The 24,458-nt window shown below is 75.0% G+C and carries 19 protein-coding genes; 10 read left to right on the top strand and 9 right to left on the bottom strand.

Going from position 1 to position 24,458, the window contains the following annotated elements; all coding sequences use genetic code 11:
- The 3 genes from ACI781_RS12500 to ACI781_RS12510 form a co-directional block, all read left to right on the top strand.
- Positions 1-764: LGFP repeat-containing protein (locus ACI781_RS12500; protein ID WP_456566427.1), on the top strand; the 764-nt coding region annotated here is incomplete at its 5' end.
- Positions 765-907: 143 nt separating this feature from the next.
- Positions 908-1,525, top strand: coding sequence for a TetR/AcrR family transcriptional regulator (locus tag ACI781_RS12505; protein WP_456566428.1), 618 nt, complete (start codon positions 908-910; stop codon positions 1,523-1,525).
- Positions 1,526-1,530: 5 nt separating this feature from the next.
- Positions 1,531-3,720 carry an MMPL family transporter gene (locus ACI781_RS12510; RefSeq protein WP_456566429.1) on the top strand — a complete coding sequence of 730 codons (2,190 nt, stop codon included), beginning with the start codon at positions 1,531-1,533 and terminating at the stop codon, positions 3,718-3,720.
- Here ACI781_RS12510 and ACI781_RS12515 read toward each other — a convergent pair.
- The gene (locus ACI781_RS12515; RefSeq protein WP_456566430.1) at positions 3,692-4,819 is read right to left on the bottom strand and encodes a glycosyltransferase family 4 protein; all 1,128 of its coding nucleotides are present in this window, start codon (positions 4,817-4,819) and stop codon (positions 3,692-3,694) included. The genes ACI781_RS12510 and ACI781_RS12515 overlap by 29 nt on opposite strands.
- Positions 4,816-6,120 (bottom strand): lipopolysaccharide biosynthesis protein, encoded by a 1,305-nt coding sequence (locus ACI781_RS12520; RefSeq protein ID WP_456566431.1) that lies wholly within the window; start codon positions 6,118-6,120, stop codon positions 4,816-4,818. The genes ACI781_RS12515 and ACI781_RS12520 overlap by 4 nt, the downstream gene beginning before the upstream one ends.
- 128 nt (positions 6,121-6,248) lie before the next feature.
- Between ACI781_RS12520 and ACI781_RS12525 the strand changes: the two genes are divergently transcribed.
- Together ACI781_RS12525 and ACI781_RS12530 are read left to right on the top strand one after the other, a co-directional pair.
- Positions 6,249-9,461, top strand: coding sequence for an arabinosyltransferase domain-containing protein (locus ACI781_RS12525; protein ID WP_456566432.1), 3,213 nt, complete (start codon positions 6,249-6,251; stop codon positions 9,459-9,461).
- Between the two features lie 92 nt (positions 9,462-9,553).
- Positions 9,554-10,564, top strand: coding sequence for a decaprenyl-phosphate phosphoribosyltransferase (locus ACI781_RS12530; RefSeq protein ID WP_456566433.1), 1,011 nt, complete (start codon positions 9,554-9,556; stop codon positions 10,562-10,564).
- A gap of 42 nt (positions 10,565-10,606) precedes the next feature.
- On the opposite strand, the gene ACI781_RS12535 is transcribed toward ACI781_RS12530, so the two are convergent.
- The 5 genes from ACI781_RS12535 to ACI781_RS12555 all read right to left on the bottom strand — a co-directional run bounded on the left by ACI781_RS12535 (position 10,607) and on the right by ACI781_RS12555 (position 15,730).
- Positions 10,607-12,502 (bottom strand): glycosyltransferase, encoded by a 1,896-nt coding sequence (locus tag ACI781_RS12535; protein ID WP_456566434.1) that lies wholly within the window; start codon positions 12,500-12,502, stop codon positions 10,607-10,609.
- A gap of 69 nt (positions 12,503-12,571) precedes the next feature.
- Positions 12,572-13,393 carry a DUF1028 domain-containing protein gene (locus ACI781_RS12540; RefSeq protein ID WP_456566435.1) on the bottom strand — a complete coding sequence of 274 codons (822 nt, stop codon included), beginning with the start codon at positions 13,391-13,393 and terminating at the stop codon, positions 12,572-12,574.
- A gap of 16 nt (positions 13,394-13,409) precedes the next feature.
- Positions 13,410-14,078, bottom strand: a complete 669-nt coding sequence (locus tag ACI781_RS12545) for a CoA transferase subunit B (RefSeq protein WP_456566436.1) — start codon at positions 14,076-14,078, stop codon at positions 13,410-13,412.
- 1 nt (position 14,079) lies between these two features.
- The gene (locus ACI781_RS12550; protein ID WP_456566437.1) at positions 14,080-14,883 is read right to left on the bottom strand and encodes a CoA transferase subunit A; all 804 of its coding nucleotides are present in this window, start codon (positions 14,881-14,883) and stop codon (positions 14,080-14,082) included.
- 43 nt (positions 14,884-14,926) lie between these two features.
- A complete protein-coding gene (locus tag ACI781_RS12555; protein ID WP_456566438.1) occupies positions 14,927-15,730 on the bottom strand; it encodes a TIGR03089 family protein in 804 nt (267 codons plus the stop codon).
- Positions 15,731-15,961: 231 nt separating this feature from the next.
- Between ACI781_RS12555 and ACI781_RS12560 the strand changes: the two genes are divergently transcribed.
- The 5 genes from ACI781_RS12560 to ACI781_RS12580 are packed head-to-tail and all read left to right on the top strand — an operon-like array spanning position 15,962 to position 20,729.
- Positions 15,962-16,387 (top strand): GtrA family protein, encoded by a 426-nt coding sequence (locus ACI781_RS12560; protein ID WP_456566439.1) that lies wholly within the window; start codon positions 15,962-15,964, stop codon positions 16,385-16,387.
- A 28-nt stretch (positions 16,388-16,415) separates the two neighbouring features.
- Positions 16,416-17,006 carry an HAD family hydrolase gene (locus ACI781_RS12565; RefSeq protein ID WP_456566440.1) on the top strand — a complete coding sequence of 197 codons (591 nt, stop codon included), beginning with the start codon at positions 16,416-16,418 and terminating at the stop codon, positions 17,004-17,006.
- Positions 17,006-19,225 carry a lysylphosphatidylglycerol synthase domain-containing protein gene (locus ACI781_RS12570; protein ID WP_456566441.1) on the top strand — a complete coding sequence of 740 codons (2,220 nt, stop codon included), beginning with the start codon at positions 17,006-17,008 and terminating at the stop codon, positions 19,223-19,225. Before ACI781_RS12565 ends, ACI781_RS12570 begins: the two co-directional genes overlap by 1 nt.
- Complete coding sequence (locus ACI781_RS12575) at positions 19,222-19,989, top strand: glycosyltransferase family 2 protein (RefSeq protein WP_456566442.1); 768 nt, start codon at positions 19,222-19,224, stop codon at positions 19,987-19,989. Before ACI781_RS12570 ends, ACI781_RS12575 begins: the two co-directional genes overlap by 4 nt.
- Positions 19,989-20,729, top strand: coding sequence for a glycosyltransferase family 2 protein (locus tag ACI781_RS12580; protein ID WP_456566443.1), 741 nt, complete (start codon positions 19,989-19,991; stop codon positions 20,727-20,729). The genes ACI781_RS12575 and ACI781_RS12580 overlap by 1 nt, the downstream gene beginning before the upstream one ends.
- Before the next feature lie 11 nt (positions 20,730-20,740).
- Here the strand turns inward: ACI781_RS12580 and ACI781_RS12585 are convergent, their stop codons facing one another.
- Together ACI781_RS12585 and ACI781_RS12590 are read right to left on the bottom strand one after the other, a co-directional pair.
- Positions 20,741-22,306: an LCP family protein gene (locus ACI781_RS12585; protein ID WP_456566444.1), complete on the bottom strand. Its 1,566-nt coding sequence runs from the start codon at positions 22,304-22,306 to the stop codon at positions 20,741-20,743.
- Between the two features lie 169 nt (positions 22,307-22,475).
- Positions 22,476-24,053, bottom strand: a complete 1,578-nt coding sequence (locus ACI781_RS12590) for an LCP family protein (RefSeq protein WP_456566445.1) — start codon at positions 24,051-24,053, stop codon at positions 22,476-22,478.
- Between the last annotated feature and the right edge of the window lie 405 nt (positions 24,054-24,458).

The raw sequence follows: 24,458 nt of genomic DNA on the forward strand, positions 1-24,458 counted from the left end.
CGGGCGGGGAGCTGGGTCTGGCGACGTCGGATGTGACGGCGTTGGCCGGTGGCGGGTCGTTCGCGCACTTCCAGCACGGGTCGGTCTACTACTCCCCGGCCACCGGTGCGCGGGTGCTGACCGGTGCAGTGCGGGACCGGTGGGCGGCGCTGGGCTGGGAGAACTCGGCGTTGGGGTATCCGACGTCGGACGTGACGGCGCTGGCCGGTGGCGGGTTCTTCGCGCACTTCCAGCGGGGCTCGGTGTACTACTCCCCGGCGACCGGTGCCCGGGTGGTCAGCGGGCCGGTGCGGGACCGGTGGCAGGCCGGCGGCTGGGAGAACGGGCCGCTGGGGTATCCGACGTCGGATGTGACGGCGTTGGCCGGTGGCGGGTTCTTCGCGCACTTCCAGCACGGGTCGGTCTACTACTCCCCGGCCACCGGTGCGCGGGTGCTGACCGGTGCAGTGCGGGACCGGTGGGCGGCGCTGGGCTGGGAGAACTCGGCGTTGGGGTATCCGACGTCGGACGTGACGCCGCTGGCCGGTGGCGGGTTCTTCGCGCACTTCCAGCGGGGGTCGGTGTACTACTCCCCGGCCACCGGTGCCCGGTGGATGCCCGTGGTCATCCGTGACGCCTGGGGTGCGACCGGCTGGGAGGGCGGCCCGCTGGGCTACCCGACCGGGGACCCGCAGGCGATCTCCGGCGGGACGCGGCAGACCTTCCAGCACGGCGTCATCACCTCCTCGACCAGCACCGGCCGCACCACCGTCACCCCCACCTGAGGGAGTTGATCGGCGAGGACGGGAGGACCGCGCTCGCGACCGTCCACCGACCTCCTGCATCGTCGCCGGCGTCACTGAGGATCCGGACCGTTCCGGGCGGATTACCGACCGAACCGGTCGGCTGACGTCTACCGTAGGTGACTGTGGCGCGACCGTTCCGGCAGCAGGTGGACGAGGGGATCCTCGACCACGCCGCAGGCCTGTTCGCCCGGCGCGGGTACACCAAGACGTCGGTGCAGGACGTCGCCGCCGCCGTCGGGCTGTCCAAGGCCGGGCTGCTGCACCACTTCCCCAGCAAGGAGGCGCTGCACGCCGCCGTCCTCGCGCTCGCCGAGGACGTCGCCGCCCGGGTCGTCGACGAGGTCGCCGGGTTCCCGGTGGGCGAGGAGCGGGACCGGCGCGCGCTCGAGTTCCTCGTGGACGTCGCCGCCGCCCACCCCGGCGTCGTCGCGCTGATGCTCTCCCCGGCGGCCCAGCAGGCGCGCGACCCCGGCGATCCGCCCGCCGTCCGCTCGGCGACGCCGCTGCGGGCCTTCGGGATCGAGGCCGCAGACCCCGCGGACCCCGGCCCCGGCGGGGACGAGGAGCGACTCGTCCGCGTCGTCGGCGCGCTGGGCGCCCTCGCCGTGCTCACCCTCGCCGCCCACGCCGAGGACCGGTCCACCGCCTGGCGCCGGCACATCGTGGCCACCTGTCTCGACGCGCTCGGCCACCGCGGCCCCGGCGCGGCCCGCCCCACCACCCCCTCCGGAGAGGCCTGATCCGCATGGCTGTCCTGCTGTCCCGCCTCGGGGCGTCCTCCTACCGGCACCGGCTGCCCGTCGTGGTGCTGTGGCTCGTCGTCCTGGTCGGCGGCGGGGTCGGTGCCGTCACGCTGTCGGGGGAGACGGCGAGCCGCTTCTCCATCCCGGGCCAGGAGTCCACGATCGCGCTCGACCGGATCGAGGAGCAGTTCGGCCAGGGGGCCGGCGGCGCGACCGCCCGCGTCGTCTTCGCCGCCCCCGAGGGGGACACGCTGGCGTCGCAGGAGAACGCGACGGCGATCGGCCGGGTCGTGGCCGGGCTCGCGGAGCTGCCCGGCGTCGTCGCGGCCGGAAACCCGCTGGACCCGGCGAACCCCGCGGTGAACGGCGCCGACCCCACCATCGGCTACAGCACCGTCGTCTACGACGCCGCGCCCGGCGAGGTCACCGCCGCGCAGCAGGACGCGCTGCTGGCCGCCGTCGAGGACGCCCGCGGCACCGGGCTCACCGTGGAGGTCGGCGGTGAGGCCGTGCAGGCGCCGCCGCACGTCGGGGGCCCCAGCGAGGTGGTCGGCGTCGTCGTCGCCCTCGTCGTGCTCGCGGTCACCTTCGGCTCGCTGCTGCTGGCCGGGATGAACCTGCTCACCGCGCTCGTCGGTGTCGGCATCGGCGTCCTGGGCGTCACGATCGCCACCGGCTTCGTCGAGCTCTCCTCGACCACGCCGATCCTCGCCGCGATGCTCGGCCTGGCGGTCGGCATCGACTACGCCCTGTTCATCATCACGCGCCACCGGCAGGAGCTGCGGCGCGGCGCGGACGTCGGTACCGCGGTCGCCACCGCCGTCGGGACCGCGGGCTCGGCGGTCGTCACCGCCGGGCTCACCGTCGTCATCGCCCTCGCCGGGCTGTCGGTCGTCGGCATCCCGTTCCTGACGCAGATGGGCGTCGCGGCGGCCGCCACGATCGTCGTCGCCGTCCTCGTCGCGCTCACCCTGGTGCCCGCGGTGCTCGGCTTCGTCGGCCGGCGCGCCCTGCCCCGGGCCGAGCGCGACGCGGCCTCCACGGGCCGGCCCGCGCGGGACCGCGGCGTGCTCGCCGGCTGGGTCGCCACCGTCACCCGCCGCCGGGTGGCGTCCCTGCTCGCCACCGTGGTGGCCCTCGGCGTCCTGGCGATCCCGTTCGCCTCCATGCAGACCACGCTGGTCCAGTCCCCGCCGTCGGGCAGCACCGAGGCCCGCGCCCAGCAGCTGCTGGCCGACGGCTTCGGGGAGGGCTTCACCGGCCCGCTCGTCGTCCTCTTCGAGGGGGACGGCGCCGCCGCGGCGGCCCAGACGTCGCTGGAGACGATCGGCGGGATCGACGACGTCGCCCGCGTCGTCCCCGGCCAGTCGACGCCCGACGGCACCGCGGCGACGGTCACCGTCATCCCGGAGTCGGGCCCGTCGGACCCGGCGACCGAGCGGCTGGTCGCCGACCTGCGCGCCGACCTCGACGGCGGCGGCGTGGACGTCTCGGTGACCGGCCAGACCGCGGTCAGCGTGGACGTGGCGCGGGCCCTCGACGAGGCCCTCCCGGTGTACCTGGTGCTCGTGGTCGGGCTCGCGCTGGTGCTGCTCGTGCTGGTGTTCCGCTCGCTGCTCGTGCCGCTGGTCGGCGTGCTCGGCTTCCTGCTCACCGTCGGCGCCGCGCTCGGCTCCACGGTCGCGGTGTTCCAGTGGGGCTGGCTGGCCGACGTCGTCAACCTCGACGGCACCGGCCCGCTGATCAGCCTGGCGCCGATCCTCGTGATCGGCATCCTGTTCGGCCTGGCGATGGACTACCAGATCTTCCTGGTGTCGCGGATGCACGAGGCGCACCGCTCCGGGTCCGACCCGCTGGGCGCGATCCGCACCGGGTTCCGCCAGGCGGCGCCGGTGGTCGTGGCCGCCGCGCTGATCATGTTCTCGGTGTTCGCCGGCTTCGTGCCCGCCGGCGAGGCGACCATCAAGATGATCGCCTTCGCGCTGGCCATGGGGATCCTGTTCGACGCGTTCGTCGTCCGCATGGTCCTGGTGCCGGCCGCGCTGGCGCTGCTGGGGGAGCGGGCCTGGTGGCTGCCCCGCTGGCTGGGCTGGCTGCCGCAGCTGGACGTCGAGGGTGCGGGCCTGCAGGCGGCGACCCCGGCCTCCCCGGCCGCCGAGCCGGTCACCGCCGCCGGTGGGCGAGAGCGGTGAACAGCTCCTCGTAGGCGTCGACGACGGTCTCCGCCGAGTACAGCCGCCGGGCCCGGGCGGCGTGCTCGGCGGGGTCGGGGGCCCGCGCGGCCAGCTGCAGGAGGCCCCGGCGGATCGCCTCGTCGTCGCCCGGCGCGACCACCACGCCGAACCCGGTCTCCCACACCGGCGTCCGGACGCCGGGCAGGTCGCTGGCCAGGACCGGGACCCCGGCCATCATGGCCTCGGCCTGGACGATCCCGAAGGCCTCGAAGGAGTTCACCGAGGGCAGCGCGAACACGTCGATCGAGGCGTGGAAGTCGGCGATCTGCTCCTCGGGCAGGAAGCCGAGCAGCCGGATGCGGTCGTCCCCGGCCATGGCCCGCCGGACGTCGGCGACGACGGACCCCCCGGCGACCGCGGCGAAGTCGCCCCCGATGAGCAGCCGGGCGTCCGGGTCGGCCAGCTTCCGGAACGCGCGGACGAGGTGCACCAGCCCCTTCTCGGCGACGATCCGCCCGAGGAAGCCGACGTGCAGGCCGCCCCCCTCCCGGAAGCGGGGGCGGCCCGCGGGACGCGGCCGGCAGGGCGGCGGCACGACCGTCGTCCGGCCGGCCATCGCCGGCCACAGCCGGCTGTGCCGCGCGTAGTCGTCGCTGGAGACCACCACCTCGTCCGCGCGCCGGAGCGCCGCCCGGCTGGACAGGTCGACGCCGGCGCCCTGGGCCCGGGCCAGCGGGCCCCCGGTGAGGGCCACGTCGCAGTGGTAGCTCACGACCAGCCGGCCGGCCGGCCGGCCGGCGGCCACCAGCCCCGCCTCCGGCATGGGCAGGTGCAGGTTCGTCACCGACGCCGAGCGCGCCGCCCGCCGCAGCCGGGTGACCAGCGCGGGGCTCAGCACCGCCTTGCCCACCCGGGCGAGCACGGGCGCGCGCTCGACGGTCACGCCGCGCACGACCTCCCGCTCCGGGAGGGCCGGGTCGTGCCGGCCGGCGACGACCGTCACCCGGTGACCGCGGGCGGCCAGCCCCTCGGCGACGTCGCGGGCGACGTTGGTCAGCCCGCTGACGTAGGGCACGTAGTAGTCGAGCCCCATCAGGACGTCGAGCGGTCGGGTCATGGTCGGGCTCCCGGGGAGAGCGGGCCGGGCGCGGCCGGCCGGGCACGGGTGGGACGGCGGCGGGCGAGCAGGAGGACCGCGGCCAGCAGGCCGGCGGCGGAGCCGACGGTGAAGCCCAGGCTCGCCCGGGCGACCAGGCCCGGGACGACGGCGACGACCACGGCGGCGGTGCCGAGCCCGGCCGCCCAGGCCAGCGCGGTGTCGCGGTGGCGGCCGGCGGCGACGAGGGCCTGGCCGGCGACCAGCAGCCCGACGTGGCAGCCCGCGCCCGCGGCGAGCAGGGCCAGGTCCGGGCCGGGCAGCGCGTACCGGTCCCCGAACAGCGTCGAGACCAGCCACGGCCCGGCGAGCAGTCCCACCAGCGCACCGGCGCCGGCGAGCAGGCCGGTGCCGAGCACGAGCCCGGTCAGCAGCCGGCGGCCCGATCGCGGGTCCCCGCCCGCGTCGAGGGCGGCCAGCGGTGGGACCAGCGCGCCCTGCAGCGGCACCGCGACGAAGAGGGGGAGGCGCACCAGGGTGAACCCGGCGACGAACTGGGCGGCCAGCAACTGCTCGCCGGCGCCGGCGCCGGCGGCGGCGGGGACCAGGACCGGCGCCGCGTTCAGCAGCGCCTGCGCGCACAGGGTGCCCACCAGCAGGTGTCCGATCGCGCCCGGCAGCACGGGCGGCCCGGGCGGGACCTCCGCCGCCGCGGGGCGCCGGCCGCGACGCAGCCACCACAGCAGCAGCGGCCCGTGGGCGAGGGCCACCGCCAGCGGGACCGTCCAGGCGAACTGCGCGGCCGTGGGCGACGCGGTGGTGGCGAGCGCGGCGGCGAGGCCGAGCCGCGCGCCGGTGTCGAGCAGCAGCAGGGCGCCGTACCAGCCGTAGGCCCCGGCCCCCAGCAGCAGTCCCCGCAGCAGGAACTGCGGCCCGGACGCCACGCACACCGCCACCAGGGCCGCCCACAGGCCGCTGCCCCCGCCCAGTGCCGGCGCCAGCAGCGGTCCCGCGGCGAGCAGGACCGCGACCGACAGCGCCGTCAGCAGGGCCACCGCGGCAGCGGTCCCGGGCGGCAGCCGGTGCGCGCCCGGCCCCGGCCGGACCACGCGGGCCAGCTCCAGCTCCACGGGCAGGAACGCCCCGAGGGCCACGACGAGGGCCAGCGCCCAGAACGCGCCGAAGCCGCCGTACTCGACCGCCGGCAGGGCGCGCGCCACGACGGCGAGATGACCGGCGGTGAGCAGCCCGGCGACGCCTATGCTTCCCGCGACCCAGGTCAGTGACGGCAGCAGCCGGGGCCGGCCCGGACGGGTCAGCACCCCACCGCGGCCGGCACACGGGAGCACGCCGGCCGCCGGGTCACCGGGCCAGGCTAGTGCGGCTCCCACGGCGCGGTGCTCGAGCGGTTCTGCAGGCGGGGCGGGCCCGCCGTCGACGAGGAGGTGCCGTGCGCGTGGTCGCGGGGGACCGGGCGGGCGCGGCCGAGGACCCGGGGGAGCGGCGGCGCGTTCGCGCGGCGCCCCTGCCGCTGCTGCTGGGGCTCCTGGCGGTGGTGTGCGCGCTCGCCCTCCCGCTCGCGCCGGTGCAGATGAGCACCCCGACGGTGAGCTGGCCGGTGGAACCGACCCGTCCCGCGTCCACGATGCTCCAGCTGACCGGGCAGCAGCCGGCGTCCCTGGACGTCTCGCTGAGCTGCGCCGCGGTCCGGGCCGCGGCGCGCTCCGGCGAGGGCGTCGTCCTCTCGACGCTGGTGCCGGTCGCTGCGAGCGCCGGCACCGACGGGTTGGTCCTCACCGCCCGCGACGGCGAGTTCCTGGTGGTCAACCGCGGCCGCGACCTGTGGCGCGAACCCGTCCGCGACGGTGCGTGCCGGTACGAGCTGACCGGCACGCCGTCCGAGCTCGTCCTGCGCCGAGACGGCGAGGTGCTGGTCGTCGACCCCGCCGGGAGCCGCGCCGCCGCGCGGGCGGCGCAGGCTCGCGCCGGGGGCGGTGAGGGGTCGGTGCTGGACGTCGACCCCGGCGCCGACGGTGACGTCCTCCCCGACGTCGACGTGCTGGCCACCGACCTGACGACCCTGCCCGGGCCCGACGACCTGCGGGTGGAGCTGGCCGTCGACGACCAGTTCGACACCACGCCCGCTCCGCTCAAGCGGGTGCTGGTCGCCCTGACGCTGCTGGCGGCGGCGGGGGCGCTGGTCGCGCTGGCCCGCGAGGACCGCCGCGCCCGCCGTGGTGCCGCCGCCAGCGAGGGCGACGCGGCAGGGGACGACGCGGCGGACGGCGCGGCGTCGACCGCGCGCGGCCCGCGGGTGCTCACCGGGCTGGTGGACGCCGCGGTCGTGGCGACCATGGTGCTGTGGCTGTTCCTGGCCCCGCAGTCCGACGACGACGGCTACTACGCGGCGATGGCGCGCAACGCCGCCGACGAGGGCTTCGTCGGCAACTACTACCAGCTGCTCAACCAGACCTTCACGCCGTTCACCTGGTTCTACCGGGTGCTCGGCTGGTGGCAGGAGGTCGGTGACAGCCCGGTCGTCCTGCGGCTGCCGGTGCTGGCGGTGGGGCTGGCGACCTGGCTGGTGGTGCGCCGGGCGGTCACCGCGCCGGGGGCGGTACCGGCGGCGGTCGCGCGGGCCCGCCGCGGACGCCCGGCCGTGCTGCTGCTGCTCGCCGCGTCGTTCCTCGCCTGGTGGCTGCCCTTCGGCATGGGCGTGCGACCGGAGGCGGTCGTGGGGCTGCTCGCCGGCGCGGCGCTGCTCGGGGTGCTCACCGGCCTGCGGACGGGCCGGCTGCTGCCGGTCGGGCTGGCGGTCGCGGCCGCCGGGCTGGCGGCGGCCTGCCACCCGACGGGTCTGGTGGCGCTCGCCCCCTTCCTGGCCGCGCTGCCGCCGCTGGTGCGGCTGGTCGGGAGCGGGCGGACCCTGCTGCGCCGGCTGACCCGCGCGGTCCTCGTCGTCGCCCCCGGGGCCGTGGCGTCGGTCGCCGCCTTCGCCGACGGCTCCCTGCACGACTTCCTGCGCGGCCAGCAGGTCTTCCTCTCGATCGCCCCGCAGAACACCTGGTGGGAGGAGTACCAGCGCTACAGCGCGCTGCTCGGGAACGGGCCGATGGGGTCCTACGCCAAGCGGGCGGCCGTGCTGCTCGCGCTGGTCTGCCTGGTCTGGTTCCTCGTGCTCGCCGTCGCGGCGCGGGCGCGCGGCGTGCGGCTCCCGCCGGCCCTGGTGCTGTCGGCCCAGTCCCTGGCGCTGGCCTTCCTGCTGCTGTGGGCCTCGCCGAGCAAGTGGACCCACCACTTCGGGGCGCTCGCCGGCATCGGCCCGGTGTTCCTGGCACTGCTGCTGGCCGCGGCGCCCGGGCTCGTCCCGCAGGTCACCGAGGGCCGGCGGCCGGCACCGGCCACCGCGGTGGTCCTGCTGGGCAGCGGCGTCGTCACCTTCGCCCTGGCGTTCCGCGGACCGAACTCCTGGCCCTACACCTGGCTGCCCGGGATGCCGGGCGCCGGCGAGCCCCCGCGGATCGGCCCGGCGCCGCTGGGCACCCTCACCGTCTGGGCGGCGGTGACCGTGGCGGCCGTCGCGGCGGCCTGGCTGCTCGGGCGGCGGCGGGGCCGGCCGGGCCCGGGCGCGGAGCGCGTCGCGGTCCCGCTGGTGCTGCTCTTCCTGCTCGCCACCGTCGGCTTCCTGGTCGGCAGCTTCGGCTACGCCGCGGTCCAGACGCGGGACGGCTGGTCGCCCTGGGCCGACGCGGTCACCGACCCGCTGGCCTCGGACTGCGGAGCCGCCGGGGCGATGCAGGTGCTCGACGTCGCCGCGGCCGCGCCCGCCGCCGTGGTGGCGCCGGCGCCCGAGCCGGGCCCCGGGACGGCGTCCTTCACGGCGGGCGGCGGCTGGCCGGCGGCGTCCCCGCCACCGGACACCGGCGCCGCGATCCCGGCCTGGGGGAGCCTCACCGGCCCCGGCCGGCAACCGGCCGACGCGAGCCTGGTCACCCCCTGGTTCGCGCTCCCGCCGGCTGCCGACGGGCAGGCGCTGGCGGTCCTCGCCGCCGGCCGGCTCGGCGGCGGCAACGAGCTGCGGGTCGAGTACGGCTCCGGCGCCGGGGACCCGCGAGTCGTGAGCACGCAGACCCTGACGGACCCCGAGGACTCGCCGGTCTGGCGGACCCTCGTCCTGGACGCCGCGCCGGCCCGTGACGCCGGCGCAGGAGTGGTGCGGCTGGTCGCCGACGTCCGCACCGCGGCCACGGGCGGCTGGCTGGCGGTGACCGCGCCGGCCGCCGTCCCGCAGCGGACCCTGTCCGACGTCCTGGCCGACCGCGAGCCGGTCGCCACCGCGTGGCAGATCGCCTTCGTCTTCCCCTGCCAGCGCCAGCCCGCCGTGCGGCACGGCATCACCGAGCCGGTCCGGGCCGCGGTCCTGTGGAGCGAGGGCGGCCGCACCGGGGGCATGGACGACGCGACCTGGCAGGTCCACCGCGGCGGTCTGTTCGCCCCCGTGCCGCGGACGTCGTCGATCACCCGGCTGGTGGCCTGGTTCCCCGATGCGCCCTCCGTCGCCGACGTGCGGGTCCACCTCGTCGACCCGCCGTACCCGTCGCGGGGCTACGACCTGGACGTCGAACGGGTGCAGCGCTGGGGCTGGGCGGGCCCGCCCGGGTGACGGGAACCGACCACGACCCCGGCGACTCGTACAGTGACGCCCCCGGACCCGGGACGTGCGGGGGCCAGGACCGACGGTGGGAGGGCAGCGGGGTGACCCCGGAGCCGGACCAGCACCGTGCGCCGCGCGCCGCGCCGCCGGGACCGCCCGCGTCCCCCTCGCCGCTGCCCTCGCCGGTGCCGTCGCCGTCGGCCGGGCCGGCCGGGTCCGCTGCGGCCGGGCGGCCGACGACCGGCGTGGTGCGGGGCCTGCTGCTGTCGATGCGTCCCCGGCAGTGGGTGAAGAACCTCCTCGTGCTCGCCGCACCGCTGGCCGGGGGGACGCTGCTGGAACCCGGCGTGCTGCGCGACACCGCCGTCGCCTTCGCCCTGTTCTGCGTGGTGTCCGCCGGCGTGTACCTGGTCAACGACGCGCGCGACGTCGAGGAGGACCGCCGCCACCCGCGCAAGCGCCTGCGGCCGATCGCCGCCGGGGCGGTCCCCGTGGGCCTCGCGGTCGCGGTCGGTGTCGGGCTGCTCGTCACCGGGCTGACGGCCTCGGCGCTGCTGACCCGACCCGCGCTGGCCGGCGTGCTAGGGGCCTACGTCGCGATCTCGCTCGCGTACTCGCTGTTCCTCCGGCACGAGCCGGTCATCGACCTGGCCGTCGTCGCGTCGGGTTTCGTCCTGCGCGGGGTGGCCGGCGGCGCGGCGGCAGGCGTCGCGCCGTCGCAGTGGTTCCTCCTCGTCGCGCTGTTCGGGGCGCTGTTCATGGTCGCCGGCAAGCGCTACGCCGAGCTGGTGCTGTTGGGGGAGGACGCCGGGACCCGGCGCAGTCTCGGCGGCTATTCCGCCAGCTACCTGCGGTTCGTCTGGAGCCTGTCGGCGGCGGTCACGTGCACCGTCTACTGCCTGTGGGCGTTCGAGCTGCGTCAGACGACCGGCGCCATCCCCTGGTCCACGATCTCCATCGCCCCGTTCGTGCTGGGCCTGCTCCGCTACGCCGTCGACGTCGACCGCGGGGCCGCGGGAAGCCCGGAGGACATCGTCCTGCGCGACCGGGTGCTCCTGGGCCTGGGCCTGGTGTGGGCCGCGGTGTTCGTGCTGGGCGTCGTCGGCGGCTGAGGGTCCTCCGGGAAGCCCCGCCGCCGACGCCGCCCCGGCGGCTCAGCGCCCGTCGAACAGCCGGGCCCAGTTCTCGCGGCTGGTCAGCTGCGGCAGGGCCGCGCGGTACTGCTCGCGCAGCTCCGGGGCGCGGCGGACGAGATCGGCGCACGCGCGGGCGCCGCGGGTCATCAGCTCCCGGGCCCGCTCGGGGTCGCGCCGCCGCACGCGGACGCCCTCCTGCGACGCGTCGGTGATGACCGCGGTCTCGTAGCGGGCGACGTGCCACCACCGGGACTCCTCGAAGGGGATCGCGACCGGGTGCGCGTCGGTGGTGCCGCGCACCTGACCGGTGACCCGGGAGACGAGCGTCCGCAGCCTCCGCCCGGGCCGGCCGCCGGACACGGCGATGCTCGCCTCGCCCGCCCCCACGCCGGGGACGGCGGACGCCGGGTGCCGGACGGTCTCGGGGTAGGCGGCGCGCTCCGCGCGGATCTCGGCCGCGGCCGCGACGCCGCCGTCACGCAGCACCTCCGGCCCCTTCGCGAAGTCCTCGACCGCCTTGACCAGGGTGTGCGCCAGCCCGTACTGCATGCAGACCAGAGCGTGTCCCAGCCCCGCCATGAGGACCCGGGCGAGCGCGTACCGGCTGAAGGAGCTGTGCAGCGCCGCCGTGACGAGGGCGTTGCGGATGTTGAAGTACCGGTGCCAGTCGTCCCAGTCCTTCCAGCCGAAGTCCGCGTGCCAGACGCCGGCGCCGGCCAGGGTCACCGTGGCGAACCCGGCCGCGCGGGTCCGGAACCCGTACTCGATGTCGTCCCACTGGAAGAACAGCGGCAGGGGGTAGCCGACCGCGGCCACGACCTCCGCCGGGATCAGGCAGGACCACCAGCCGTTGTAGCCCGCGTCGACCCGGACCTCCTGCCGTTCCTCGGTCACGTCCGCGGTCTTCAGCGCGTTCGGCGACGGGATGCCGGCGGCCAGCAGGTGCAGCGCGGCCGTCTCCGCGCCGATGTGCAGCTGCTCGGGGTGCAGCAGGTTGAGCATCTGCGCGCCGACGATGGTCGGCTCGACCGTGACGTTGGCGAACGCGTTGAGGCGCGCGATCGTCTCCGGCTCGCAGAGGATGTCGTCGTCCATGAAGATCACGTTGGCGTGCTCGGCGCCGGCCACGCCCGCGACCTCGAACAACCCGCGGGTGAAGCCGCCGGCGCCGCCCAGGTTCGGCTGGGTGAGGTAGACGAGGCGGTCGCCCAGCGCCGCGGCGACGTCGGCGAAACGCGGGCGGCCGTCGACGCGGTCGCTGCCCTGGTCGACGACGTAGACGGCGTCGACCACGCTGAGCAGGCCCGGGTCCCCGGCGATCGCGTCCAGGGTCTCGATGCAGTCGTCCGCCCGGTTGTACGTGCAGATCACCGCGGCGACCGGTCGCGTCCGCGCGGGGGACGGCACGGTCCACCGCACGTCCTCGACCCGCAGCTCACCCTCGCCGGTCTCCCACTCGGCCCACAGCGCGCCGCCGTCGAGGAACCGGTCCACGCGGGCGGTCAGCGAGACGGGCCCGTCCCCGTCCACGTCGGCGACCGCGACGGTCCGGGTCACCCCCGCCACGTCGCTGGCCACGACCGTCATGCGGCCCGTGCCACGCACCGCGGCGGTGACCTCCACCTCGACGACGGCCGTCCACCGCTGCCAGTAGCTGGCGGGGAAGCGGCCGAAGTAGGTGTTGGTGGTGGCCCGCGAGTGCGGGGCGACGCGCAGGCCGTGCCGGCTGGTCCCGGCGGTCCCCTCCGGGACCTGCACGTACAGCGCGGTGGGCACCAGCGGCGAGGGGCCGTCGAAGAGCACCCGCTGCGCCACCATCCGCCGGGGGGCGTCGTGCTCCACCAGCGCCTCCCGCACCACGTCGGTCGTCCGCGTGGCGACGGCGGGGGCGTCGGCAGTGGTCTCGTCGGCCATGGATGGGGTCCTCTCGACGGCTCGGGCAGGCTAGCAACGCGGGGGGCGACGGGCGCGCCGTCGGCGGGATCAGTCCAGCAGGCGGGAGACGGCGGACAGTCGCTGGTCCCCGGACATGGCCGCGAGCCACCGCGCCCACCCCGGGCGGGTCCGCATCGCCTCCAGTGCCCCGCGGGCGGCTCCGCGGTCACCGCGGCGGGACGCCGCCAGCGCCGCGTACAGGTCCCGGGACCCCTCCGGGGCGAGGACCGCCAGGGTGTCGTAGTCCCGCTCCTCGAAGGCGCGGTGCAGGGTGCGCAGCACGCGCAGCCGGCCGACGGGGTCGTCGGAGTCGTCCACGCGCAGGTCGACGCGGATCCCGTCGTCCTCCTCCGTCTCGGGCTCCCCGCCGACGACCAGCAGCGCGGCGGACTGGCGGCCCCGCAGGTCGCCGCCGGCCTCCTCGCCCGCGGCCAGCGCGGCCAGCAGTCGGTCGGCGAGCGGGCCCGCGGTGACGGTGAAGGCGTGCAGCATGCGCGGGAGCACCCGGTCGGAGCCCAGCATGTTGCCCTGCACGCTCACCGCCTCGGCCACCAGGTGACCGCTCACCGGGAAGGCGCCGGGCCCGGTGTCGGCGGCGACCGCCCCCGTCGCGGAGAGGACGGCGACCTGCCGGTCGGCGTCCTCGGCGGCGTGCGCCGCCCGCCGCACCAGGTCGGCCGGGGGAGTGCCCTCGGCCAGCCCCGCCAGCAGCACCCCTCCCAGCCCCCGGGGGCTGCGCGCCTGCACGGCGACCACGCCCACCCCCGGCCGGGCCCGCGGCACCGCCCGGCCGACGGCGAGGATGCACGAGGAGACCGCGACGCCGAGCTCTCCGGTGGCGTGGTCGCGGGCGAGGACGGAGAACGTCATCGGTGCAGGGCGCGGCTCAGGCGGTCACGGGCAGCGACATGGTCCGCACGTCGTCGGCGACCGTCAGCGGCGCGCCGGTCGCGGCGACGACCTCCTCGACGGTGGTCCCGGGGGCGGTCTCGCGCAGCAGGAGCCCCGCGGGCGTGACGTCGACGACGGCGAGGTCGGTGACCACCCGGTCGACGCAGGCCCGGCCGGTCAGGGGGAGGGTGCACTCCTCGACGAGCTTGGGCGACCCGTCGCGGGCGACGTGCTCCATCATGATGATCACGTGGCGGGCGCCGTGGACGAGGTCCATCGCGCCGCCCATGCCGTTGACCATGGCGTCGGGGATGAGCCAGTTGGCCAGGTCGCCGCGGGCACTGACCTGCATCGCGCCGAGCACGGCGACGTCCAGGTGCTGGCCGCGGATCATGCCGAAGCTCGTCGCCGAGTCGAAGAAGCTCGCGCCCGGCAGGACCGTCACGGTCTCCTTGCCGGCGTTGACCAGGTCGGCGTCCTCCTCGCCCTCGACGGGGTAGGGGCCCACGCCCAGGATCCCGTTCTCCGAGTGCAGCACCACGTGCACGCCCTCGGGGACGAAGTTGGGGACCAGGGTCGGCATGCCGATGCCGAGGTTCACGTAGGAGCCGTCGGTCAGCTCCCGGGCCACGCGGGCGGCCACCTGCTCGCGGGTGAGCGTCATGTCAGCGGTCCTCCTCGGTGGCTTCCTCGCCGGCGCCGGCCGGCACCGCCGCCGAGGCCCGCGGGCGGGTGGTGCGCTTCTCGATGCGCTTGCCCTCGGGGCCGACCTCGACGACCCGGTCGACGAAGACGCCGGGCAGGTGCACCTCCTCGGGGCGGATCCCGCCGGGCTCGACCAGTCGCTCGACCTCGGCGACGGTGACCCGCCCGGCCATGCCGGCCAGCGGGTTGAAGTTCGCCGCCGACTCGTGGAAGACGAGGTTGCCGTGCCGGTCGCCGACGGCGGCGCGGACCAGCCCGAAGTCGGCGGTCAGCGCGGTCTCCAGCACGTACTGGCGGCCGCCGAACTCCCGCACCTCCTTGGGCGGCGACGTCGCCACGACGGTGCCGTCGGCGTCGTAGCGGGTGGGGATGCCGCCGTCGGCGACCATCGTGCCCACCCCGGCCGGGGTGTAGAAGGCGGGGATGCCGACGCCGCCGGCGCGCAGCCGCTCGGCCAGCGACCCCTGCGGGGTGAGCTCCACCTCCAGCCGGCCGGTCAGGTAGAGCCGGGCCAGCTCCTTGTTGCCGCCGACGAACGAGCTGATGGTCTTGCGGATCCGGCCGGCGTACAGCAGCACGCCCAGGGCCTCGTCGTCGACGCCGCAGTTGTTGGTGATGGTCGTCAGGTCGCGGACGCCGGACTCCAGCACCGCGTCGATGAGCCTGATCGGGACGCCGCACAGGCCGAACCCGCCGACCGCCAGCGTGGCGCCGTCGGTGATGCCCGCCACCGCCTCCCGCGCGGAGGCCACCACCTTGTCCATGCAGGAACCACCGTCCGTCGCGCGCGGCGTGCCCGGCCCCGCGTCAGGCGGGGCGGCCCAGCTCGCGGATGCCGTCGATCCGGGTGCCGAGGGTAGCCGTGACGCGCTCGTCGGCGGCCCGGCGGGCCAGGCGGGACGCGTCCGGTGCGGTCACCAGGACGACGGAGGCGCCCGCGGCCAGCGGCGCCAGCAGCCACGCCACCGGTCCGGCCTCGGCGGCGGTCCGGGCGTCGACGAGCACCCGGTCGCCCTCGGCCAGCCCGAGCCGCTGCGCCAGCTCGCCGGCGGCCTCCGCCAGGCCGGCCAGGCTCAGCTCCAGCCCGCCGACCACGAGGCCGGCGGCGGCCGGGTCGACCGGTTGCCAGGGGGAGAACACGTCGCCGTGGGTGCGCACCTCGACGGCGAAGTCGCGCGCCGGTCCGGCGTAGCCGGCCATGCCCAGCCCGAGCGGGTGCAGGGACAGGCCGACCAGCTCGGCGACCTCCAGCTCCTCCAGCGGTCCCAGCCGGCCGTGGTCGGCGAGGACGACGTCGGCACCGGCCAGCGCCCCGTCGTCCTCGGCGGCCGGCTCGACCACGGTGGCGCCGCAGCTCCACGCGCCCAGCAGCACGGCGGCGGTCTGCCAGTGCGCCGGCAGGACCACGGCGACCCGGCTGCCCGGGGCGACGTCGAACTCCTCCTGCAGCAGGTTCGCGGTCTTGGCGACCCAGTTGGCCAGGGTCAGGGCGGACAGCTCCACGCGCGAGGCCGCCACGTCGTCGTAGTGGGTGAGCAAGGGTGCGGCGGGCGCGCGGCGGACGGCCGCGGTCAGCAGGCCGGCGGGTGAGGTGGGACTCGTGGGAGGCACGGGGACAGGGTGACACCGGGGTGGACCGGTTCGGCTCTGGACCGGATCGGCGGGGATAGAGTCGTCTCGGTGGACACCGGCGCGCCCCGTCGCGCCTCCGGTCCGGCGGGCAGGACGGTCCGCGCCGGACGATCGAGAAGGCCTCACATCCCCATGAGTACTGACGTCGGCGTGCGCGCCGCACCGCCCCGTCGGGGTGACGAGCCGCTGCCCGGCGGCGCACGAGGGCTCGTGCGCCAGTTCCTCCGCTTCCTGCTCGGGTCGGGGCTCGGCCTCCTCGTGGACCTGGGGGTGTTCGCCGTCGCGGTGCGACTCGGCGCACCGCCATGGGCCTCGAACGTCGTCAGCGCTGGCTGCGCCGTGGTCGTCGTGTACCTGTTCGTGACCCGGTACGCGTTCTCCGGTGGCCGGTCGCGAGCGTCCTTCGCCGCTTTCGTGGCCTGGTACGCCGTCTCGATCGCGGTCTTCTCGACGGGGATCGAGCTCCTGCACGAGCACACGGGCTGGGCGCCGTTCCTCTGTAAGTTGGTCTCACTGCCGCCCTCGTTCGCGGCCAACTTCCTCTTCAGCCGGTTGCTCCTGCACCGCTCGCCGGTGCGGGTCGGGCACGGCGGCGCGCACGAGGACGCAGCTCGGGGCACGCATGACGACCGGTGACGGCAGGACGAGCCAAGGGAGGAACGACATGGGGGCTTCCGCACCCCGCACGACGCCGGGCGGGATGATCGAGGCCCTCCTCTTCGATCTCGACGGCACCCTCGTGGACACCCGCGCTGCGAACTTCCAGGCCTATCGGGACGCCTTCGGCGCATCCGGCCACGCGCTCACCCCGGAGCAGTTCGCCACCACGTGGGGCCGTGACTCGCGGGACTTCATCCCGGACCTGCTTCCGGGCATCGGGACCGCCGAGGTCGAGGCCATCCGGGCAGCCAAGAGCCGGTTCTACGCCGACCTCCTCGACCGCACCACGGCGAACGACGCGCTGATCGCGTTCCTGCGACTCGTGGCACCCACCCACCGCACGGCGTTGGTCAGCACCGCGAAGTCGGTCAACGGCCGGCAGATCCTCGAGACGCACGGGCTCGTGGAGCTCTTCGACGTCGTCGTCTGGGGCGACGACGTCAGACGCAGCAAGCCCGATCCGGAGGGGTACCTGCGGGCGCTCGACGCTCTGGGTGCGGATGCCGCCCGCAGCCTCGCCTTCGAGGACTCGGAGGCGGGTCGGCAGGCCGCTGCCGCCGCTGGGATCGCCGTCCTCGAGGTCCCGCACTTCTGATGGCTCGTCGTCGTTACTCCCGCGGTCGGCTGGCTCTCATCGTCGTCGCTCTGTCGTCCCTCACGCTGTTCGTCGTCCTGTGCTGGCCGTCGCTGCGTCGCATGTGGACCTGGCTGTCCGACGGTCTGACCGGCGGGGACTGGGCCGTGGTCGGCGTCGCCGCGCTCGTCCACCTGCTCGGCCACCTGCTGCGCGCCGCCCGGACGAAGGTGCCCATCGACAACGTGCGACGAGGGAGCCTCGCCGGCCAGTTCCGCCACCTGTCGATCGGCTACCTGTTCAACCTCGTGCTGCCGTTGCGGATCGGCGAGGTCGTCCGCTCCTACCTGATCGCGAAGACGCTGCGGATCAGCTTCCTGTACACGCTGCTCGCGGTCGTCTTCGAGCGGCTGATCGACGTGGTCCTGGTCTCGGTCGCGTTCCTGGTCCTGCTCGTCCTGGTCGGCGGCCCGGTGTCGGGTGTGGTGGCCTTCGCGGCCGGAGTGGCACTGGTGGTCTCCCTGCTGGCGATCGCCGTCCTCGCGGCCTTCGTGCGGGAGAACCGCTTCCTGATGCGACTGGCCTGGCGGGCCACGGGGTGGCTGAACACCGACCTGGAGAACCGGGCACGGTTCAAGCTCTGGTCGGTCATCTTCGGTTTCCAGCGCTTCTCCCGGCAGCGGAGGCAGCTGGTCCGCTACGGCTTCCTGGCGCTCGCGTCCTGGGCGTGCTACCTGGCGGCCGCCGCGCTCGTGGCAGTCGTCGTCCTCCCGCACCTGAGCGGGCGGGATGCCTTCGTCGCTGCGACGGCCCCCTCGGCGGCGGTGAGCTCCGGGCTCGGCAACGGTGCCCCGGGTGGCTACCTCGACGACATCCGCAGGTTCATCGAGGGGAGCCTCGGGCTCGAGGGGCCCACGGTGGTGCTCTTCGCGGCGGCGACGTGGGCCGTCACCTACGTGCCGGTGGCTCTCGTCGCGGTGGTGGCCCTGTTCGTCAACTGGGCTCGCAGCAGCGCACCCGCGGCGGGCGGCGAGCCGGCGCCCTCCGACCGGTACGTCAACAAGCTGGGGCGCGAGCAGGACATCTCGGGGTCGATGACGCACTTCCTCGACGCGTACTTCCAGCGACAGCGCCTCAGTCAGGTCATGCACCGCCTCGAGGTCGACGGCAACGTCAGCCTCGTCCGCTTCTTCAAGGGCGGATCGAACGCCGTCACCCTGCTGGCGACCAACGGGACCGGCGAGTTGTTCGTCAAGAAGATGGTGCCGCCGGAGTACGCCCACCGGCTGAAGAACCAGCACGACTGGCTCGCCGAACGGGCCGATCACGGTCAGCTGGTCACGGTGTTGCGGGAGCAGCACGCCGAGGACCACTACGCCATCGACCTGGAGTACCGCCCCAGCAGCGTCCCGTTGTTCGAGTACGTGCACGAGAACTCGTTCACCGAGAGCGCGGCCAAGTTGGCCGAGCTGTGGGACTACATGTACGCGCGGGTCTACTCGTCCGGTCCGCTGGAGCACCGCCCGGACCTCCGCGACGACTACGTCGCCGAGCGATTCGTGCTCCGGGTCCGCGCGGCGGCGGAGTCCCATCCGGCCCTGGCCGAGGCGCTGAAGGGCGACCGGATCATGATCAACGGCCGCGAGTACGACAACTTCGACCGGGTGCTGAGCCGGATCCACACCACGGAGGCCGCCTGGTCGGACCTCGCGAGCTTCCAGCCCAGCTCCACCATCCACGGCGACCTGACGGTCGACAACGTCCTGGTCGACCTGCCGTCGCGCGATGTCCTCGTCATCGATCCGTCGGACGACAACCAGATCCGTGGACCGGTCATCGACTTCGCCCGGCACATGCAGTCGCTCCTCTACGGCTACGAGTTCCTCAACGACGACGAGGAGCCGGTCGTCCTCGGCGCCCAGGACGGCGTCCGCGAGATCACCTATCGTGACGCCCGCTCGGCGCGGTATGCAGAACTGGCGGAGTTCGTGACCACCGAGATCATGACGCGTCGTCTGCACCCCGCCGAACAGCGCGCCGTGCTGTTCCACGTCGGGCTGTTCTACGGCCGCATGCTCACCCACCGGGTCGCCATCAACCCCGGCACGGTGCTGAAGTACTACGGGGTGTGCATCCAGGCACTCAACCGGTTCCTGGACCAGTACGACCTGCCCTCGCACGGGCAGGAGACGGAGTCCCTCGGCGGTCAGGCGAGGGTGGAGGAGGTCTTCTCACGGTGAAGGCGGTCATCGCCATCCCGGCCTACAACTGCGCCCCGCAGATCGGCCGCGTCCTCGACGAGATCACCGACGAGCTGGCGGCCAGGGTGGCCGAGATCTGGGTCGTCGACAACCGCAGCACCGACGACACCCTCGAGCGGGCGCTCGAGTACCGCCGGTCCGGTCGCCTGCCCAACCTGCGGGTGTTCCGCAACCGGCAGAACAACAGCCTGGGCGGCACACACAAGGTGGCCTTCGAGCACGCCCGTGTCGCCGGGATGACCCACGTGGCGATCCTGCACGGCGACAACCAGGCCCGCAGCGACGAGGTCGCGCTCCTCCTGGACCACGTGCGGGCGCACCCCGGGACGCAGACCGTGCTCGGGTCCCGTTTCAGCCGCCGCTCGCGGCTGAACGGGTACGACGCCAAGCGGGTCTGGGGCAATCGGGTCCTCAACGGTGTGTACAGCGCCGTCACGTTCCGGCTGCTGCAGGACCTCGGCTCCGGCCTGAACCTCTTCGCCCTGCGCGACCTGGACCCCGCCCGGTACATGCGGTTCGCGAACCACCTGACGTTCAACTACGAGCTGATCCTCGACCTGGTCGCTCGGCGGGTCCGCTTCGCCTACGTGCCGATCACCTGGCGGGAGGAGGACCAGGTGTCGAACGCCCGCAACTGGAACATCTTCCGGACGGCCCTGCGCAACCTCGCACTGTGGCGTCTGGGCCGGCCGACGTCCCAGCCGGCTGCCGATCGCGACTACGAGTGGGACGAGGTCCGCTGATGGCCACCCTGCAGGTCCTGATGCCGATGGGTGGCCTGGGCACCCGGTTCCGCAAGGTGGGGATCAGCACGCCCAAGCCGCTCATCGAGGTGGACGGCGGTCCGATGTTCCAGCGCGCGCTGCGCTCGTTCGACCCGTGGGTGGGGGAGAAGACCGTGACCGTCGTCGTCCGCGCCGACGACGACGCCGAGCACGGGCTGGCCGACCAGGTGCTGGACGCCCAGCCGGACGCCCGCATCGTGCTGCTCGACCACGACACGCGCGGCGCGGTGGAGACCTGCCTGGTCGCGCGTGACGCCCTCGACCCCGACCAGCCGCTGGTGATCATCGACTGCGACATCGCCTTCGACAGCCCCGGGTACTTCCGGGTGCTCGCCGACGCGGTGGCGCGAGACGGTCTGGACGGGCTGCTGCTGTCGTTCTCCTCCGTGCTGCCCCGCTACAGCTTCGCCGAGGTCGGGCCGGACGGGCTCGTCGTGCGCACGGCCGAGAAGCAGGCGATCTCCTCCGACGCGCTCATGGGCGTCTACTCGTTCACGTCGGCCCGGGTCTTCCTCGAGGCGGCGGACCGGTTGATGGCTCGTCAGATCGACGCGGCGATGCCCGAGTACTACGTGTCGCTCGTCTTCAACGAGCTGATCGCCGCCGGTCGACGAGTCGGTCTGGTGCGCGGCGACTTCTACTGCTTCGGGACGCCGGAGGAGTTGGCCGCCTACCGGGCCACCGGGAAGCCGGTCTGACCTCGGCCGCGTCAGTTGATGCAGCTCTGGTCGTCGGCGGTGCGCACGTCCTCGCCGGTGCCCTCGTCGGGGGCGGGTTGCGCGGTGGTGGCCACGCCGATGCCGTTGAAGTCCTCGCCGAGCACGAGCTGCACCGTGCCGGCGGTGGCCGTGTCGTCGGCCTGCAGGACCGCGCCGGGCACCTGGGCGGCGACGGTGGCCGCGGCTGCCTCGTCGCCCGTCGCGTACCGCACGGTCGTCTGGGCGAGGTCGTTGGAGTCGGCGTTGCCGGTGCCGGTGACGGTGAAGCCGGCGGTCTCCAGGTCGCCGGCCGCGCTGGCGGCCAGACCCGAGATGCCCGAGCCGTTGAGCACCTCGACCGAGACGGTGGACGGGTCGACGGGCTCCGGCGCTGCCGGGGTCTCCTCCTCCGCCGGCGGCGCAGGGTCGGCCGACAGCTGCGCGAAGAACTGGTGCAGCGTGTCCTCGTCCGCGAGCTGGACGACGTCACCGGCCCCGTCGACCCTCTCGTTGCCGACGTAGGGCACCGTCTGGAACACCACGTTGCCCAGGTCGACCGCCTGCATCTGCCGGGCGAGCTGGAACAGGTCCAGCCCGTCGTCCACGGTCAGGGCCTGCGACGCGGCCTCGACGAGCTCCCGCTGCCTGCCCGGGTTGAGCAGCACGTCGTCGGACAGCATGTTGCGCAGCACGCCGGCGATGAAGACCTGCTGGCGCTTGATCCGGTCGAAGTCGGTGCTGGTGTTGCCGATGTTGTGCCGCTGGCGGACGAACTTGAGCGCGTCGGCGCCGCTGATCGTCTGCACCCCGGCGGGGAAGAAGGCGCCGGACCACCGGCGGTCGTCCACGGCCTCGCACAGGTTGACCTCCACGCCACCGACGACGTTGGTCAGCTCGAAGAAGCCGAGCAGGTCGACCTCGGCGTAGTGGTCGATCTGCAGGCCGGTCAGGTCGTGGATCGTCTGCACCAGCAGCTGCGCCCCGCGGGCCTGCTTCTCGCTCTCCGGCAGCGTCTCCTCGACGTCGCCGTAGCCGGCGGCGTAGGCGGAGTTGAGCTTGCCCCACCCGTGGCCCGGGATCTCGACGTAGGAGTCGCGGGGGAAGGAGACGAACGACGCGGCGGAGCCGTCGGCCGGCACGTGCACCAGGATCATCGTGTCGGTGTTGAGGCCGGAGTCCTCGCCCGCGTTCAGCTCGGCGAGCTGCTCCGGGGTCAGGTCGGCCCGGCTGTCGCTCCCGACCAGCAGCATGTTCATCGCCTCGCCGCCGGTGCCGTCGTCCTCGTTCCCGCTGTCGGGGATCGCGTCGGTGCGGTTGACCGAGGCCTCGGCCAGCCGCCCGAGGTACCAGCTCCACCCGGTGCCCAGCAGCAGGGCGGCCGACAGCAGCCCCGCGACCGCGCGTGCTGCGACGGTCGCCCGCCCCGCGCGGCGCGCCCGCGGCCCGGGGCGGCCCGGCCGCACGGGCGCGGCGGACCGGTGGTCCGACCGCGGGGCGCCGGTGCCGCCGCGGCCGAGCCGGGGGTCCAGGCGGCCCGGCAGCGGCCGGTCGCCGGGCTCGTGCGGCCTGCGCTCCACGGTGGCCTCCGGGGGTCGGTCGTCGTCTCCGGGCGGCGGCGTGCGCCCTCCACCCGGCGGCTCGCGGCGGAGCCACGACAGGCTAGGCGGCCGCGACCGCCGACGGTGGCACCCGCCGCACCCCGGGGGCGGGTGGGACCGGTGAGCCGGACGGGACGGCCCGCCGGCGTCAGTTGATGCAGGTCTGGTCGTCGGCGGTGCGGACGTCCTCGCCGGTCACCTCGTCGGGGGCGGGCTGGGCGGTGGTGGCCACGCCGATGCCGTTGAAGTCCTCGCCGAGCACGAGCTGCACCGTGCCGGCGGTGGCCGTGTCGTCGGCCTGCAGGACCGCGCCGGGCATCTGGGCGGCGACGGTGGCCGCGGCTGCCTCGTCGCCCGTCGCGTACCGCACGGTCGTCTGGGCGAGGTCGTTGGAGTCGGCGTTGCCGGTGCCGGTGACGGTGAAGCCGGCGGTCTCCAGGTCGCCGGCCGCGCTGGCGGCCAGACCCGAGATGCCCGAGCCGTTGAGCACCTCGACCGAGACGGTGGACGGGTCGACGGGCTCCGGCGCTGCCGGGGTCTCCTCCTCCGCCGGCGGCGCAGGGTCGGCCGACAGCTGCGCGAAGAACTGGTGCAGCGTGTCCTCGTCCTCCAGCCGGATGATCGAGCGGCCCTGCTCGTCGCGGTCGTCGCCGACGTAGGGGACGGTCTGGAACTCGATGCTGCCGCCGGTCACCGACTGCATCTGCCGGGCCAGGGCGAACAGGTCCAGGTCCTGGTCGACGGTCAGCGCCTGCGAGGCGGCCTCGACGAGCTGACGCTGCTTGCCCAGGTCCAGCAGCACGTCGTCGGACAGCATCTTGCGCAGCACGCCGGCCATGAAGACCTGCTGCCGGACGATCCGGTCGTAGTCGCCGCGGGGCAGGCCGTGCCGCTGCCGGACGAACTTGAGCGCGTCCGCGCCGGAGATGGTCTGCGGGCCCGCGGGGAAGACGGCGCCGGAGAACGCGCGGTCGTCCACGGCCTCGCACAGGTTCACGTCGACCCCGCCGACGACGGTGCTCAGCTGGAAGAAGCCGAGCAGGTCCACCTCGGCGTAGTGGTCGATCTGCAGGCCGGTCAGGTCGTGGATCGTCTGCACCAGCAGCTGCGCGCCGCCGGCCTGCCGCTGGGCCTCGGGCTGGCTGTCGTCCACCTCGTTGTAGCCGTAGGCGTAGGCGGCGTTGAGCTTGTCCCAGCCGTGGCCGGGGATCTGCACGTAGGAGTCGCGGGGGAAGGAGACGAACGACGCCCGCGAGCCGTCGGCCGGCACGTGGACCAGGATCATCGTGTCGGTGTTCAGGCCGGAGTCGGTGCCGGCGTTGAGCTCGGCCAGCTGCTCCTCGGTGAGGTCCGCGCGGCTGTCGCTGCCGACCAGCAGCAGGTTCATCGCCTCGCCGCCGGCGCCGTCGTCGCCGTTGCCGCTGTCGGGGATCGCGTCGGTGCGGTTGACCGAGGCCTCGGCGACCTGGCCGAGGTACCAGCTCCACCCCGTCCCCGAGAGGAGCAGGGCCGACAGAGCGCCGGCGACGACGCGGGTGGCGACCGTGGTCCGCCGGCCGCGGCGCCCGGACCCGCGACCTTCGCGGGCGTCGGCGGGACGCTCGGCCGCCGGCCTCTCGGACCCGGGAGTGCGGCCGGAACCAGGCCGACCCAGCCGCGGGTCCAGGCGGGCCGGAAGCGGCCGGTCGCCGGACCCACCGGGCGGGTCGGGGTTCTTCGTGCTCACGCGGTCGTCCTCTCCGTGCTGGGTCCCACCGGTGCCGACTCGAGTGGAGGGAACCCCTCCGTCACCTCGGCGCGGGAGCGCGCCCACGCGCCGGCGAGCGGTGGTCCCAGGCTAGGCGCGGGGAGGCCGACCGGGACCACGACAAGCCGACGTGGGACGGCTGGGGCGGGGGATGCGCGACGGCGCTGCGGGTCCTCCCGACGGGCGCCGCTGGGCCCTGCGAGGGCATGCCGAGGCGGTGGGTCCCCGTCACGCTGGTCGGGTCTGCAGGGAGTGTCGTGTCCGAGACCGCGCGACCGCGTGGGGCGTGGAGTGGCCACTGGGGCGGGGGAGGATCCGGACGAGACGGACCGGCCCCCCTTCTCGCTCGCCTCGCGGGCTGTCGGGAGGCTCGCGGGTACCGTC

Source organism: Blastococcus sp. SYSU D00695 (assembly GCF_054050555.1).

Coding starts and splice junctions, on each gene's coding strand:
- ACI781_RS12510 (WP_456566429.1), top strand. CDS start 1,531: ATGGCTGTCCTGCTGTCCCGCCTCGGGGCGTCCTCCTACCGGCACCGG.
- ACI781_RS12515 (WP_456566430.1), bottom strand. CDS start 4,819: ATGACCCGACCGCTCGACGTCCTGATGGGGCTCGACTACTACGTGCCC.
- ACI781_RS12535 (WP_456566434.1), bottom strand. CDS start 12,502: ATGGCCGACGAGACCACTGCCGACGCCCCCGCCGTCGCCACGCGGACG.
- ACI781_RS12540 (WP_456566435.1), bottom strand. CDS start 13,393: ATGACGTTCTCCGTCCTCGCCCGCGACCACGCCACCGGAGAGCTCGGC.
- ACI781_RS12545 (WP_456566436.1), bottom strand. CDS start 14,078: ATGACGCTCACCCGCGAGCAGGTGGCCGCCCGCGTGGCCCGGGAGCTG.
- ACI781_RS12550 (WP_456566437.1), bottom strand. CDS start 14,883: ATGGACAAGGTGGTGGCCTCCGCGCGGGAGGCGGTGGCGGGCATCACC.
- ACI781_RS12565 (WP_456566440.1), top strand. CDS start 16,416: ATGGGGGCTTCCGCACCCCGCACGACGCCGGGCGGGATGATCGAGGCC.
- ACI781_RS12570 (WP_456566441.1), top strand. CDS start 17,006: ATGGCTCGTCGTCGTTACTCCCGCGGTCGGCTGGCTCTCATCGTCGTC.
- ACI781_RS12580 (WP_456566443.1), top strand. CDS start 19,989: ATGGCCACCCTGCAGGTCCTGATGCCGATGGGTGGCCTGGGCACCCGG.